Source organism: Echinimonas agarilytica (assembly GCF_023703465.1).
Lineage (GTDB): Bacteria > Pseudomonadota > Gammaproteobacteria > Enterobacterales > Neiellaceae > Echinimonas > Echinimonas agarilytica.
Window position 1 is genome coordinate 218,923 of the sequence record NZ_JAMQGP010000006.1, and the last position, 15,216, is coordinate 234,138.

The window sequence follows — 15,216 nt, forward strand, 5'->3', positions numbered from 1 at the left end:
TATTAAGTGATTGATATTAATTGTTTTAATGTTGTGTCTGGAATGTTGCAATTAAATGTCGAGAGTTTATTTTAAAATCGGCCAATTGTTTTAGCGCCTGAGAAGCGTAGATTAGTGGGTGTCGGCAGGGAGCTGATTCAAGGAATGAGGTTCGAGAGAACTAGAAAGGAAGCATAGGACATCGATGGTATCTGGAAGATACTTTAAATGGAAGTTAGGATTGCTCCGGATGAGCTTAGGATTGTGCAAGGATGTACTCGCAAAGGAATGTGTGAGGGATCGACACTGCAAATCGGATTATTGCGAAAAAGTAATACAACCCCAGCCGCAAGGCTGGGGTTTCTTCGTTTAAGGCCCTACCACTTCAAGCATGACCAATAAGCGCCTGCGGAACTCGCGTTGCTCAAACAGTCCTCGGCTTTATCTTTCAGCCTCTGAGTTTAGGCAAAATGCCAAAAAAGAACACAAGCTTTCTATTGAACAGCTAAAGCTTCTGAGGAACAAACAAATAGCGCATTTAGAATGGACTGACGATGTAATATAAAGCATAACATTGGGAGGTGTGCGTTCTTTAATAAGCTATTGTTTGAATGTTACTTATATTTTGTATCGAGTTAATATACCAAACGCTGGCACTTAGGATACGATGAGTAAAAGAGTTTCGCTCAGCTTTGCACGTTTATTTAGTTCAGCGAACGATACACCCAACAAGTAACTTAAGCGGGACTGCTAACTGTTGGCTTTAGTTCTACTTCGCTGAAAAATATATCAAAAAATTTTTAACCTCACACTTACAGCTCTAACTCAACAACTATAAATTCAAAGGAAGAATTCATGCGTACCGAAAGCCATACAAACAAAATATCTTTACTTTGTGGGACTGTTGTATTCATACTTTATTTATTCACATTTTCTATGCTTAGCGAATCAAAGTGGAGATATGTAGGTGAGTTTGGCGATGGTCCAGCTATATTTTTGGCGCCAATAGCATATTTTATAATAGGTATAATGTTGGTTTTCTGGCTTATTTCTTTTTGTGTAAGTATCACAAAGATGATTGGCGACGATACGCCTTTTGAAAACCAGAAGGACAGCATGGAAATACTCCAAGTAAACCTAATAAGGCATCTAAGAATTATCGGTGTCGCTCTCATATCTATTGTCGCATTAGAAATCATGCCTAATGCTGAAGCGAGCTTGGATGAAGAGCTTGCATTCGCAATTATTGCCGTTATTGCTTTTTCTATACCTCTATTAATTACTCTCTTCGATTTTTTATTGCCAAAAATAAACAGTATCTTTCTTCCTAGGTGGAGCTTTTCTGGATGGTTTTCGATTGTTGGCCTTGGTGTTCTTCTTTCTATACCATTATCAGATATGCAGCAAACTTCGAAGTTCCTTGAAGAGTTTATAAAAACATTTTGGGCATTACTCTCTGGTAGTGACGGAGATCGACAGATGGAGTATTTTTTAGTATCAAGTGTATATCTATTTCTTACTACATATTATTTGTACAAGATATTCGTTCAATGGAATAAAATTAGGGCGGACCTATACTCCCTTTTCGTCAGAGCTAAATCATTGGTGGTAAAGTTTATAGTTAAGAAATAGGCTAAAAAACCCAAAGGCTAACAAAGCCAGAGGGGCCAAAAAGCGCCGATTTGCTCTGTTTTTTGGCGAAATAAATTAGATCAAATGGGAGGTGCGCGTCTACCTTTTGATCTCCAAGTATATTGTTTGGGGATTCACTAGTTTGGGGCGTTAACTGGAAAGGAAACTATCGATGAATGATGAAACGCAGATAAATATCGACCTCTTTAAAACCCATGTGGAGAAATTTTTAAAGGGTAGGGAAATCAAATGGAAGCTAGTGGTTTCCTTCTGGGCTGCCATTGGTGCAATAACGTCGTTACTTTTTGGTGAGTATTTTCCTTCCCCAAGAGAAATATGGATTATATCCATAGCTGTATCTTTGCTTTTCGCCTTATGGATATTTCCTGTTTCCTTCTCAATAAAGAAGGATCGAGCACTGTATTCTAAGTATAGAAACAACTTGGAAATTGTTGCTCGCGAGTCTAGTAAAGCAGAAGAATATGATGTTAGTTATTGGCCAGGTGTCCGTGATGTTGGTGATCTTCTAATTACATTTTTGATTGTTTTGGGTTGCTGTTATTTACTAGCATCAGCGCCCAAAGTTAGCCAGTTAACAAGTCAATGTAGTTCACAGCCTTTGGCTACTGGGACGCAATAGATCCGCGCCTCTAGTTGAGGCACTGGGGGATCCCCTCATCACTCAGGCATTTCCGTTGGTGAATTTGCTTGATGTAATGGCCTATAGCCCAGCGGATGGCTGCGTTGCTGATGGGGTCGTCCCGCCATCGTTTTCTCACTTCTCTTTCTCGTTGAATTAAACACAAAACTCGTCTGTGTTTAACGGCAATAGCGCCTAAGCTACTGCAACCCAGTTCAGTATGCCATTGAGTATGCAGTCGGAGATCGGGGGGAGAAGCGCGGGTAACTAAGGTTGTAAGGCGTGTCAGCAGGGTTGATCTGGGATTTACGTGCTTTAGGCATGATGATCGCTCTTAATTGTGTGACCTATTGAATCTAGATCATGGAACAAAAGGCAACCACATAAGTATGGGGCTCTCATTAAAAACCATTCTATACCCGTGTTACCTCAAGGGGCTATAGCAAGCCTCCTGGGGGAACACGGGTATATCCGTCACCAGTGGGTGCGCTTACTTGTTTTTAAGGGCTTTTTTCAGCTTCTTAATTTTTTTCTCTTGCTTCGCAACTTTTGCTTGGCGAGCTTTGAGTTCTTTTTTAATTGCTTTCACTTTTTTAGCCATGGTTATTTCTCTTGTTTAAAAATGGTTTTTACTTTGATTCAGGAAGAGTCATGAAGTCTCTTTAGACTCGTGCTCTTCTAGAAAACGACGAATAAAGCGACGAACTTCTCGAGCAGCGCTGGTATCCAACTCTTCACACAGATCCACAAATCGGGCTTTCTCTTCGTCATTAATACGAATTAAAAGCTGACTGTTTTTCTTTTTATGCTTCTTTTGCATTCAACCACCCCTTTTGGGCCGATACTGTCAATCGCAGTAAGAGAAGATAGCATTTGCTTTGTGTATATCAAGTGTATATACATTTGATATGCATAAATGTGATCTGAATTGGCGCAGACATTGGCAGAGGAATGCAAGAGAGGTTTACGATGTGATGATTTGATCGACCTATTCATTCTATAATCGGGGTGTTGCAGTCTTCACTATTTGCGGTGATGACCCTCCACAAACCACTAGGAATTTGAGTGTCGCGCACTGCATTGCTTCCTTTGGAAAGAGATTGTTCTGGCTTTTTGTTGGGCGTGATGCTGAAAAGTTGGCTTGGTTGGTTATCCACAACAAATGAATTGTTGAAGGGTTGCTGCATAACAAGTCGTTGTGGTCTTCGGGTGAAGGTTAGGGCCGCAATAGCTTTTGTTCAACTCCTGTCAGCCCAGAGCTCTAGCTCAAATCCATTGTTCAAACCTCTCATTGCTTTTTGCGCCAGCTTTTGTGTGCGACATTTCCTACTCTGTCGTAGGAATAATACATTCTGTTCCCTTTATAAAGCCCACATGAATAAGTTAACTAGTTGTTGAATATCGGTTAATTTTAAATTTATTCAGGTTTTTCGGTATTTCTTAAGGTTAATTTTTTATCCCCATATTGGAAAGGCCGTTGAGGGGAGTAGATTAGTGGAGGTGGCAGGAAGCTACATTAAGGAAATTGACCTAAGGATAGGTTGCAAGGAAGCACAGGGAAGAACGCTAATATCAGGATGATGTTAGAAAAGGAAGTAGGAGACTTGTCTCCAGCGTCATGGAAGGCGTACTCGCGTTTTGCTCAAGTGACTCATGTAATTTACAAAGGGAACTTGCGTAACGCACTAAAAAGACCCCGGCCTTTGTGCCGGGGTCGATCTTTGTGGCCTACTCTGTACATTTACAGCGCTAAGAAAATATCGCCATCTAGCGAACCGATTTTAAATTCAGTGCCGCGGCTCTGATCGGATACTCTCAAGTGAGGCGTGTTGAAGTTCACGGTTGATTCCGGGTTTCCTTTCGGGTTATGAATCACGGTGCCGCGGCTAAATACGCGTTGAAACAAGCCGTTTTCTAGTACCTTCCGATCGTGCGTGGGCTTTCCTAAGTCGGCATCCCAAAATGAATACCAATCATGTAAATGGTCGGGTGTTGGCAGTGGGTTTACGTCTCCGTATAGCACATACCCATTGCTGGAGGTCAGCGCCAATGTTGTGGTGGCTCTCATACGCGCTAGGTCCTTTCTTTCACCCCATACTTCCAAACCATTAATGTGTGGCGAGCGGAATTGAGACTCAAAGAAGTCGAGTGCTTTTTCAATGCCGCTCCAACTGCAAAGCTTACTCGGATTACATTCCATGAATGCGCCGTTAATGTATTCGGCAAACAACTCACCATCTTCAATGTCGTCGTGAATATTTACGTTGATCAATGCCTTATCGCCAATTGCATGGCGCACAGCTTTCACAACATTAATTTCACCGCTCCAATCAAGCATGATGCCGTCATACACGCCTGACTCAACTGCCAATCGCGACATGTCGCCAATCCGTTTTAGAAATTCTGGATGATGGTAGTTCAACATGTAGTAGGGCTCTGGGCCGTACTTCCAGCCTTGTACGCGGGTGCCATCTTCGTTTAGTAGCCAGAATGGGCTATCTTCGGGTAGGTAACTATTTGGAGCGTCGCGCCAACGGATTTCCATCAACATGACTAAGTTGGGATTCAGTGTGAGTAACTTTTTTCGGTTCTCTAATGCCTTATGCAATGACGCTGGGTTAAATGATGTGGCCAGCCCTGCGTGTTGTTGTTGCCACTCAAGACCAAGCACTAACGGGGTATCAAAGCTGAGTTGGCTAATGGGCTCTTCCCACAATAAATCGTGCTTTGCGGCGGCGGCAATTCGCTGATCTAATGTGTCTAGAGGGTATTGCTCGGCCATGTCAACTGGGTTCCACGCCATAAATGCCGATGGAAAGGTTCGTTGCGCCACTCGCTCAGAAATATCACTGAGGTGAGACTGTGCTTGCGGCTTTACGTCAACATCAGTTCCGCTACAGCCAATCATAAGGGCGGCTGCGGTCAATGTGATGCTGCGAAAATAATGTGAATTGATCATGTGTTGCTCCGAGGCAATGAATGTAGCCCACCCATTTAAGGCCGTGAGTATATTGAGTCAGGACTATGACCTATTTGTTGCAACATCGGCATGGCTTGGTGCGCTAATTAGCTACGTTGTTAAGCTCTTCCACTGCTATTTTGAGTGATGTTTTGCGGCTATTAATATATTGAGTTTGGGCTCTAGTGGGGGTAATGTGCAGCACATAAATACTCAGCAGAATGATGATCTTGACCATGACAGAACCCGTCACCATTTTTTATTTAGAAATGCTTTCAGCCGACCAAGTGTGCGGCAAGGAAAGCTCATCAAGTCAGGCGGTACTGACGGAATGTGCGGATAAGAATTTTGCGATTAATCGGTTTTTCTATCAATACGTGGGTGAATCTTGGCAATGGCACGACAAATTATCGTGGCGTGAATCACAATGGCGCGATTATGCGCACCGTGATGAGTTGAAGTTGTTCATGCTGACTTGGCATGGTACTCCGGCTGGCTACTTTGAGCTGGAAAAGCACACCGACGGCTCTGTCGAAATTGTGTATTTTGGATTGGCTAACGCATACACCGACAAAGGCTTGGGGGGCTTTTTACTCACGCAAGCGTTGCAGCAAGCTTGGGCTTGGCAAGCCACTCGGGTGTGGGTTCATACGTGTAGTTTGGATCATCCCTACGCATTAAAAAACTATCAGTCGCGTGGCATGACCCTTTATAAAACAGAGGTTGAGTGATTTAAGAAGGGGTGTCGTCTGCTTTGGTGGTAGACCCATCGTTTGGGCTAGCAAGTTGATGGCGTCGTGTTCGGCTTGCTGCTCGAATGCCTCGGCGTACGCTCCCCGACAAAAGAAATCCGGCAATGGCCGCCATCAAAAGCGATAACCGAGAGCGCTCGTCAATCACTCTACGAATTTGAGTGGAGTCGGCCATCATCTCTAAGTACAGCACCGAAAACTGCAAGTAACCAATGGCTTCGCCTTGGGAGTACACATAAGACACGCGAGGGGTGAGCCGCACCGCAGGGTCGTCATGAATGAGTTGCTTGAGGCGGTCTTTGAGTGGCATGTAGTCGTCACTGGTTGATACTAAATAGCCGTTAATGTCGTAAATGGCCACATCTTGAATGGCAGGGTGATGAGTTAAGGTGGTGGCCATGAGGTTCAATGACTCTTCATCTTGATCCTGCAACAGCAAAGACGCAGCATTGGCTGTTTGCTCCACTAAAGACCGAGTGACCGTTTGAGTTTGCGATTCAAGCAACTGCTTTTCCATCACCTTGGAGCCTTGCATGATATGCAATACAGCAAGAATTAACGCCAACGCAATCAGTAATTGAAAGAAGCGACTACGGCGTCTGGGTGATAGGCTAATCGTACTTTGTGGCACGTGCTCGAACATCCTAAGGTTTACGTCCTACCCCTAAGACTACTACTATAGCGCCATTGAATAAAACATCGATTTGGAGTTGTGCTTTGACACATCGTATCAGTATCGCTATTTCAGCGGCAGAACGTTCGAGTTCTGAATTCTTACTTGAGCTTGTGAAGTCTCAGAAAATTACGGCAATTCAATCAATTACAAACGATTCATTGAGTGCGATAACTCAACAAACGTTGGCACCAAAGCAAGTTGTTGTATTGCCTAAAGAGAGTTGCCGTGTGGTGGTTCAAGGCGACTTGAGCCTTGATGACGTGTCTGATTGCATTACGTCTTTGAATGTTGAGGTGGTTCGCACTCACATCATAGACGACTTGTTAGCGCAAAAAGCAATTGGCGCTGTGGTTTTGGGCTTAGCTGAAGCGCCACATGATTTGACTGCGCTTCAGGCTCTGGCCGCCGATCACAAGTGGGAAGTTAATTTACTTGAAGGCGATGATATATCGACTCAAGCGCCGGGCGTATTATTGATGGACATGGACTCAACCGCCATTCAAATTGAGTGCATTGACGAAATTGCCAAACTTGCAGGTGTGGGCGAGCAAGTGTCTGAAGTGACGGAATTAGCCATGCAAGGCAAGCTCGACTTTGCCGAAAGTTTGCGAGCCCGTGTTGCCACGCTCAAAGATGCTGATGAAGGCATTATTGCGTCTGTTCGCAATACGTTGCCTATGTCGCAAGGCTTACCTGAATTGGTAAAAGCCCTTCAAGCTGCACAATGGAAAGTTGCCATTGCTTCTGGCGGCTTTACTTACTTTGCTGACTATCTGAAAGACCAATTGGGCTTAGATGCCGCGTACGCCAACGAGCTCGAAATTATTGATGGCAAGCTCACGGGGCAAGTTAAAGGTGGCATTGTTGATGCTCAGAAAAAAGCAGATGTGTTGTTAGAGATTGCCGACCAACATAGTATTCCTCATGCTCGCACCGTGGCCGCAGGCGATGGCGCGAATGACCTTGTGATGATGGCGGCTTCAGGATTGGGGGTGGCTTTTCATGCCAAGGAAGTGGTTGCTGTTCAAGCCACCACGGCCATTAAATATAATGGCTTAGAAGGTGTGTATTACATTATCGCATCGGCGCCATAGTCGGCTTAAACTGGTTCAGGTGCGGCTGTATTGTTGATACAAAGTCGCACCATCATTTCCTCTGTAATATCCACAATTTCGCCAATTCCCATAATCGAAAATAGCTGCTTTTCGAGTTGCTGTGCTTTATGAGAAGCATAATCACTAATGTAATGCAGCTCTTTGTTAATGGACGTGAAATTTGGATTTCCATATCTTGAGACATTGATTCGAACGGCAAAGAAGTCTGATTTTTTCTTAGCGGCTTCAATAAATGCTTGTGCCTCAATAGGGTCAGAGGTGTCTTGCAAGTACATGCATTCCACTTCTGTAATTTTGTTATTGGCACCGCGTTGAGCCGCAATTAAGCACTCAGCAAAACAGCCTATTCCGCCTTCTTGCAGCACTCTCAGTGGTCGCAATATCATTTGATTGAATTGCGGCCCTCGCTCAATGATGGTGAGGTTTACAAAACGACCTTGAGGGTTTTTAGTTTGCTGGTGAAGTTGCTCTAAGAAACTGACAATACCGTTGTCGTCATTGCTGGTGGCCACATGAGATACTTGGACCTTGTTTTCAATTCGGCTCACAAAGAGCGCAGGGTGGGGCAATATGGGCACCAGCATGTTTCGCAATGCACTCACATAATCGGGCAGTGACGCTTGCTCCGTCGTTTTCTTGAGCTTATCGGCATTAAGCTTTAATAAGTTCTTCATGAACGGCACAACCGTTGGGTGAACGGTGTCATTGTTAACCCGTAAACTGATCAGAGTTTGAGATTGATTCATGGCCACGACTCGATAGGGCACATCAGTCAGTTTTGCACTTTTATCTAAATTTTGGAGTTTGGGTACCGAAATCATAATCAAATCGCCTTCGGCCACAGGGAGCGATTTTTTAAGCTGAATTTGTAAGCCTTTTCCTGAAAGATTAATGGTACTGCCACTTGCTGCGCGTTCCGTCATACGAGCGGTCACGTCGGTTCGATACATGTAGCGTGGTTCGCTCCGTTGATGGCGAAATTCAAATGACTCTTCTTGAATTGGGTTGCCTGTCATTTTCAATTGGAATTGAGCTAACTGGTTTGCATCGTTCAGTTCAGAACGATACAAGGTGCGATAGCAGTTCGCGCCCATTCGACTTGTGATGTCGAATAACATCACCACGCCTTTGAGGGGAGCAAGTTTGGCCCGTGATTCGCGGTCGAGCTGCTGTGTGTTGATCTTCTGCTTCATTTCTTCGGGCAATGCGAGCGGCCGAGTTGCATCTTGTTGAGAAAGAGCATGAATGGTTGCAGACATTACACGCCAACTGTCACGCTGACTGCCCGTTTGAAAGAACAGTTCTTTCAGGCCTTTTTCTTCGAGCTCTTGGTGTGACGCAACATAATAATTAAGTTGCCCATTGGCCAAATGAGAGAAGCTATAAAGCAAGGTCGTTTGGCCCTTTTTCATAGCCGCAGACAATTCTCGAATACGCGCCGTGGTGAGCATACTGCCAATATGCAAGCGCCCATTGAGTCCTCGCCAGTAGTCAAACAGTTCTTGATTGGCTTGGCTACGAAGTGTGCGAATAGGTTTCAGACCTTGCTCGGTGAGGCCAATTAGAATGGGGATTCCGGTCACTTGCCTAAAATAAGCATCTTCAAAGCCGCGAGATTGAACTGATTCAACCGCTGAATCTGTGTCTATAGTGAGTCGTGCTCGATTAGCCTCAAAATAACGTTCGATGCGTTCAGTGAGCATTTTATCATTGTCTACGCGTTGTAAACGAACCCACTTGTGCAGTGCATTTTGCTTGTGAACTCCAATCAGACGGTAGCGGCCTTGCCAGTTGTCGGGAGTTAAGTCGTCACCAAATCTCATAAAACTGAGATCGATATGAACGATGGCTTTTTCAATTAAGTGAATATGTGCGGGCAGGCGAAGCTTAATGCCTTGAATGGAAAAGTCTGAAATATATGCGTCTATGCGACGGTCGCCAGGCAATACCGCATTGACTTTAGCGGATAGTATTAAGCGTTCTGCGCGGCGCTGAACATGAGAGCCTAGTTTGAGCAGTGGCACATTGTACATCGATGCGGCCACATCGGGGTTCAAGTCTTCGGCATTAACATTGTTCGCTTTGGTTGGCGCTGCTTTATTCGCTGCACGGAGTGATTTTTCAACCGCTATGACGGTTTCATAGACACCCATGGTGTAGCGCCCGAACACTTTCATTTCGCGCTCAAACGCAACTTGAGTATGGCTGTCTAAATAATGGGTTATTCCTGCGACTGTGACCGATTTGGCGTTTTCACCGGCTCTAGGGCGGCAGTCGATGACCCTAATGCAAGGCTCTGCTAGGCGTTTTAGCTCCATTTTGATAAAGAACTGTGCTTGGTTTGGCTCGGTTCGAACGAAGCGCGCTAAAAGCTCTCCGAATTCCGGATCTTTGACCAAGGGCTTTAATTGTTCAATTAAAGGGCGGTAAGTTTCTATATCCATGATGAAGCGACCGATATACCAAAAGCGTCAATAACAAGTTGCAGACATTTTATCTAAGCACGTAGTATGCCACCAAAGTATTGGGATCTTCACAATTATGGCAAAATCTAAAACATCATTTGTCTGCACTGAATGTGGTTCAGACTTTCCACGTTGGCAGGGGCAGTGCAGTTCGTGTCAAGAGTGGAACACTATATCGGAAGTTCGCTTAAGCAGTGCTCCGACCCGCAATCCGGTGGCAAATCGCCAAGGGTATACGGGAGCAACACAGGCCAAAGTGCAAACCTTGAATGAAATCGACTTGCAACAGTTGCCTCGTTTTAGCAGTGGTTTTAGTGAGCTTGATCGAGTGCTCGGTGGCGGAATCGTGCCGGGTTCAGCCATTCTGATTGGCGGTAACCCAGGCGCAGGTAAAAGTACGTTATTACTCCAGGTGATGTGCCAATTAGCCCAAGCGCGCAAAGCGCTTTACATCACAGGCGAAGAGTCGCTTCAGCAAGTGGCGATGCGGGCTCAACGACTGAACTTGCCCGTTGATAAACTCAGAATGCTGGCAGAAACCAATGTTGAGTCCATCTGTCAGTTGGCGGAGCAAGAGAAACCCGACATCATTGTGATTGATTCAATACAAGTGATGCATTTAGACGATATTCAGTCTGCGCCTGGTAGCGTATCGCAAGTTCGAGAGTCCGCTGCATTCTTAACGCGATATGCAAAGCAAACCGGCACTGCCATTATCATGGTAGGCCATGTGACCAAAGACGGCTCGCTTGCGGGGCCGAAGGTTTTGGAACACTGCATAGACTGTGCTGTTATGGTTGATGGCTCTTCTGATAGTCGCTTTCGAACCCTCCGTGGTAACAAGAACCGTTTTGGCCCTGTGAATGAGCTCGGTGTCTTTGCCATGACTGGGCAGGGCTTGAAAGAAGTGTCGAATCCTTCCGCTATTTTCTTATCGCAAGCTGAAGAGCAAGCACCAGGCAGTATTGTGATGGTTGTTTGGGAAGGCACACGGCCCTTGTTAGTTGAAATTCAAGCGCTGGCCGATTACACCCAATTGTCCAACCCTCGACGTGTAGCTGTGGGGCTGGAGCAAAACCGATTGGCCATGCTGCTGGCAGTAATGCATCGGCATGGTGGTTTGCAAATGTCTGATCAGGATGTGTTTGTGAATGTTGTGGGTGGTGTGCGAGTTGCTGAAACAGGCGCCGATTTAGCATTGTTGCTGGCGCTCGTTTCGAGCTTTAAGAATCAAGTCTTGCCGCACGATTGGGTCGTTTTTGGTGAGGTGGGGTTGTCTGGAGAGATTCGCCCTGTGGCCAATGGTCAAGAACGCATTCAAGAGGCTGCCAAACACGGTTTTAAGCGCGCTATTGTTCCGGCTGCAAACGCACCGAAAGAGGCCATCAAAGGCATTGAGATTGTGCCTGTTAAATCTCTGAATGAAGCCTTGGACGCAATATAAAAAAGCCCGATGTTGCGCATGCAACATCGGGCTTTTTTCAATTCTGAAAAACATTACCGAACGGCAAGCAATTGCTCCATTTCTCGGTGAAGTGCGCCTTCATCGCCCAAGTTTAATTCAATAACGCGGCGAAGCTCACTCATGCTTTCTATGTCTAAGGCGTCAATCACGAATGCTAATACTGAACCATTTTGTCGCAGCAAATGAGCTTTGAACTCTAAATCAAGCTGAGACTGTGGGATGTGCAAATGAATTCTGATGGTGGCGTTGGGCTCCAGTTCAATGCGCTCGCAATTAAGCAAAACGCCTTTAAACGATAAGTCGATTAAAGTTGAAGGCCAGCGTTCTCCATGCTGAATTATTTCCACAGGCCAATCTAATACTATCCTTGAAAACTGGCGACGTTCTTCCATCATTGAACCTTATTTGTCATTCGTATTTCTACATTTCAGTATAAGCCTGATCGCGTGCGACTCCAAATTTGACCTACCTCATTCGAGAGGGGCGTGGTCTAGAAGGCAACGACGGCATAGGGCGAGGCCTTGGCATTGGTTTAACATTATGCGGAGGCGCAATGGGCTGAACGGGTTTGGGAGGACGAGTTCCCGGGCGGTCCGGCCTTGGTGGCGGTACTACAATTGTTGGCCCTCGGTTCCAGTTGTTGTAATACCAAGGGTCATACCAACCACTGCCATAATAAGCCGACACGCCAACACTTGTGCTGACATTGTCTGAGCTCGAACAGCTTACCAATGAAGTACCGCTGACCAATATGATGAACATCAAAAAGTATTTCATTACTTGGCCTCCTGTGGGGTGTATTCCCACGTCATTACACCAATCACAGCACCATTGGGGTCGCTTAATACAGCGAGCTGACCGTCGAGTACGTCACTGTCTGGCGCCATGACGATGGTGGCACCATTTTCGATCGCAATATCGAGTGTCTGCGCCACGCTTTCAACTTGTACAAACGGCACCCACTGAGATTTCGCCGTTTGGCTAAATGCTTCTGGCATTGCGCGAATGGCTCCGCGGGCATGAGATTGACTGGCAAGAATGTAATGTTCAACGCCTTCCTTATTCTGCAAGGTGTGCTCAAACGTATTGTAGTTAAACAGAGTTTGATAGAAGGCCGTGGCTTTGGTGGGTTGGTGGCTATAAAGCTGCTGCCAAATCCAATCGCCCGCTTCAGCCTGAAAATCTTCTGGATCCTTGCCATTTGTTTGCAATGTGGCAAACAGAGCGCCACTTGGGTCACGTGCGATAAGCGCTTCGCCGCGCCCTAACAGATCGCGTGACTCCATTAAAACTTTACCGCCAGAAGCCGTAATCATTTTCTCTGCTTTTTGTGTACTGGCTGCGCTAATACTCGGAAGCCACAAAGCCTTGCTCGTGCTTTGTAACACTGAGTCGCGTTGTACTAGACCTGCAACAGGGTGGTCACCATTATAAAATGTGTAGTATTTGATATTCCCAGCTTCAACCGCAATGGCTTGCCAGCCGAACACAGCTTGATAAAACTTTAATGATGATTGCGGGGTGGCTGTGAAAATGTCATACCAAATAAACTTGCCCGGCAAATTGGCCCGTTCATCAGTAATGGGGGGGAATTGAACTTGCGATGCATTGGCGAGGCTTTGCACCAAGAGCAATAATGCTCCGCACACGATCCTTAATTTCACACGATTGACTCCAGTTTTATCACTGCAGTAAGCGTGGTGCTAAATCATGGTTTTGTAAAATAAAAAAGGAGGCTTAATACCTCCTTTTGTTGATAGTTAACGAGTTACTTGTGAATTCGTTTGTATTTCAAGCGGTGCGGTGCTGCTGCATCTTTACCGAGGGTTTCGGTTAGCCATGCTTCATATTCGGTGTAGTTACCCTCATAGAAATTCACTTGCCCCTCGTCACGGTAATCAAGAATATGCGTTGCAATACGGTCGAGGAACCAACGGTCATGCGAGATCACCATGGCGCAGCCTGGGAATTCTAACAAGGCTTCTTCGAGTGCTCGAAGAGTTTCAACATCCAAGTCATTGGTGGGCTCATCCAGCAGTAGCAGGTTGCCGCCAGCTTTGAGCAGTTTGGCTAAGTGAACGCGGTTGCGCTCACCTCCAGACAAGTCACCAATGCGTTTTTGTTGATCACTACCTTTAAAATTAAAACGTGACACATAAGCGCGCGAGTTAATTTCAAAACTGCCAATGCGAAGAATTTCTTCACCCTCGGAGATCTCTTGGTAAACAGTATTGCTGTCGACCATGCTGTCACGAAACTGCTCGACAGATGCCATTTGCACTGTTTCGCCCACAGAGACTGAGCCACTGTCGGGTTGTTCTGCGCCGCTGAGCATTTTAAATAATGTTGATTTACCGGCACCGTTGGGGCCGATAATGCCAACAATGGCACCTTTGGGAACTGAGAATGACAAATTCTCAATGAGTACGCGATCACCAAAGCTTTTGCTCAGATTTTCAACGTCGATGACCTTATCACCCAAACGTGGGCCCGGTGGAATGAATAATTCATTGGTTTCGTTACGGGCTTGGTGATCGCCGCTTTGTAGCTCTTCAAAACGCGCCATACGTGCTTTGCTTTTTGCTTGTCGACCTTTCGGGTTAGAACGCACCCATTCGAGTTCCTTTTCAATCGTTTTTTGGCGCGCTTTTTCTTGAGAGGCTTCTTCTTTGAGGCGAGCATCTTTTTGCTCTAACCAGCTCGAATAATTGCCTTCCCACGGAATCCCGTGGCCGCGGTCAAGTTCTAAGATCCAACCGGCTGCATTGTCGAGGAAGTAGCGGTCATGGGTAATGGCCACAACAGTGCCCGAATAATCAACCAGAAAGCGCTCAAGCCAACCGACAGATTCGGCGTCTAAGTGGTTGGTGGGTTCGTCGAGTAGCAGCATGTCTGGCTTTTCAAGCAGTAATCGACAGATTGCCACGCGACGGCGCTCACCACCCGATAGATTTTTGATCACTGCATCCCATTCAGGGAGGCGCAATGCATCGGCGGCACGTTCAAGTTGGTTTTCGATATTGTGCCCCTCTTGGGCATTGATAATGGCTTCAAGCTCGCCTTGTTCGCGGGCAAGGGCATCAAAATCTGCACCTTCTTCGGCATATTCGGCATACACTTCATCGAGCCGCGCCATAGCTTTTTTTACGTCACCGAGGGCTTCTTCAACGGCCTCGCGCACCGTTTGTTCTTCATTTAACTTAGGTTCTTGCGGTAGGTAGCCCACTTTGATGTCGGCCATAGGGCGTGCTTCGCCCTCATAATCTTGATCCACGCCGGCCATAATGCGTAGTAATGTTGACTTACCCGCACCATTGAGGCCGAGTACGCCAATTTTGGCGCCAGGGAAAAAGCTCAATGAGATGTTTTTAAGAATCTCGCGCTTTGGTGGAACAATTTTCCCCACGCGATTCATGGTATAGACAAATTGGGACATAGGATCAGTTTCGTTCTTAAGTCGGAATTTGGCGCTGATTGTAGCGCAAATTGAGATGTTTTTGGTCGCTGAGGTCAGGTTAAGTTCCAATGCATTA

At 45.9% G+C, this 15,216-nt stretch carries 13 protein-coding genes; 5 read left to right on the top strand and 8 right to left on the bottom strand.

Going from position 1 to position 15,216, the window contains the following annotated elements; all coding sequences use genetic code 11:
• Nucleotides 1-834: 834 nt before the first annotated feature.
• Both NAF29_RS12710 and NAF29_RS12715 read left to right on the top strand, forming a co-directional pair.
• Nucleotides 835-1,611, top strand: a complete 777-nt coding sequence (locus tag NAF29_RS12710) for a hypothetical protein (RefSeq protein ID WP_251261968.1) — start codon at nucleotides 835-837, stop codon at nucleotides 1,609-1,611.
• Between the two features lie 172 nt (nucleotides 1,612-1,783).
• Nucleotides 1,784-2,251: a hypothetical protein gene (locus tag NAF29_RS12715; protein WP_251261969.1), complete on the top strand. Its 468-nt coding sequence runs from the start codon at nucleotides 1,784-1,786 to the stop codon at nucleotides 2,249-2,251.
• 649 nt (nucleotides 2,252-2,900) lie between these two features.
• Here the strand turns inward: NAF29_RS12715 and NAF29_RS12720 are convergent.
• Together NAF29_RS12720 and NAF29_RS12725 are read right to left on the bottom strand one after the other, a co-directional pair.
• Complete coding sequence (locus tag NAF29_RS12720; protein ID WP_251261971.1) at nucleotides 2,901-3,071, bottom strand: hypothetical protein; 171 nt, start codon at nucleotides 3,069-3,071, stop codon at nucleotides 2,901-2,903.
• Nucleotides 3,072-3,992: 921 nt separating this feature from the next.
• Nucleotides 3,993-5,210: a putative glycoside hydrolase family 15 protein gene (locus NAF29_RS12725; protein WP_251261972.1), complete on the bottom strand. Its 1,218-nt coding sequence runs from the start codon at nucleotides 5,208-5,210 to the stop codon at nucleotides 3,993-3,995.
• A 236-nt stretch (nucleotides 5,211-5,446) separates the two neighbouring features.
• Here NAF29_RS12725 and NAF29_RS12730 point away from each other — a divergent pair, with 236 nt between their 5' ends.
• Entirely contained in the window at nucleotides 5,447-5,941 is a 495-nt protein-coding gene (locus NAF29_RS12730) for a GNAT family N-acetyltransferase (RefSeq protein WP_251261974.1), read from the top strand.
• 1 nt (nucleotide 5,942) lies between these two features.
• Here the strand turns inward: NAF29_RS12730 and NAF29_RS12735 are convergent, their stop codons facing one another.
• Nucleotides 5,943-6,593: an AhpA/YtjB family protein gene (locus NAF29_RS12735; RefSeq protein WP_251261975.1), complete on the bottom strand. Its 651-nt coding sequence runs from the start codon at nucleotides 6,591-6,593 to the stop codon at nucleotides 5,943-5,945.
• An 86-nt stretch (nucleotides 6,594-6,679) separates the two neighbouring features.
• Here NAF29_RS12735 and serB point away from each other — a divergent pair, with 86 nt between their 5' ends.
• Complete coding sequence (serB, locus tag NAF29_RS12740; RefSeq protein ID WP_251261976.1) at nucleotides 6,680-7,732, top strand: phosphoserine phosphatase SerB; 1,053 nt, start codon at nucleotides 6,680-6,682, stop codon at nucleotides 7,730-7,732.
• Between the two features lie 5 nt (nucleotides 7,733-7,737).
• Here the strand turns inward: serB and NAF29_RS12745 are convergent, their stop codons facing one another.
• On the bottom strand, nucleotides 7,738-10,197 hold the full coding sequence (locus NAF29_RS12745; protein WP_251261977.1) for a PilZ domain-containing protein: 2,460 nt from the start codon (nucleotides 10,195-10,197) through the stop codon (nucleotides 7,738-7,740).
• Between the two features lie 97 nt (nucleotides 10,198-10,294).
• Between NAF29_RS12745 and radA the strand changes: the two genes are divergently transcribed.
• Nucleotides 10,295-11,662 (top strand): DNA repair protein RadA, encoded by a 1,368-nt coding sequence (radA, locus tag NAF29_RS12750; protein WP_251261978.1) that lies wholly within the window; start codon nucleotides 10,295-10,297, stop codon nucleotides 11,660-11,662.
• Between the two features lie 53 nt (nucleotides 11,663-11,715).
• Here the strand turns inward: radA and NAF29_RS12755 are convergent, their stop codons facing one another.
• The 4 genes from NAF29_RS12755 to ettA form a co-directional block, all read right to left on the bottom strand.
• Complete coding sequence (locus NAF29_RS12755) at nucleotides 11,716-12,078, bottom strand: PilZ domain-containing protein (protein ID WP_349665578.1); 363 nt, start codon at nucleotides 12,076-12,078, stop codon at nucleotides 11,716-11,718.
• A gap of 70 nt (nucleotides 12,079-12,148) precedes the next feature.
• On the bottom strand, nucleotides 12,149-12,460 hold the full coding sequence (locus NAF29_RS12760) for a hypothetical protein (RefSeq protein ID WP_251261980.1): 312 nt from the start codon (nucleotides 12,458-12,460) through the stop codon (nucleotides 12,149-12,151).
• A complete protein-coding gene (locus NAF29_RS18430) occupies nucleotides 12,460-13,347 on the bottom strand; it encodes a VOC family protein (protein ID WP_251261981.1) in 888 nt (295 codons plus the stop codon). Before NAF29_RS18430 ends, NAF29_RS12760 begins: the two co-directional genes overlap by 1 nt.
• Nucleotides 13,348-13,451: 104 nt before the next feature.
• Complete coding sequence (gene ettA / locus NAF29_RS12770; protein ID WP_251261982.1) at nucleotides 13,452-15,119, bottom strand: energy-dependent translational throttle protein EttA; 1,668 nt, start codon at nucleotides 15,117-15,119, stop codon at nucleotides 13,452-13,454.
• Nucleotides 15,120-15,216 lie beyond the last annotated feature (97 nt).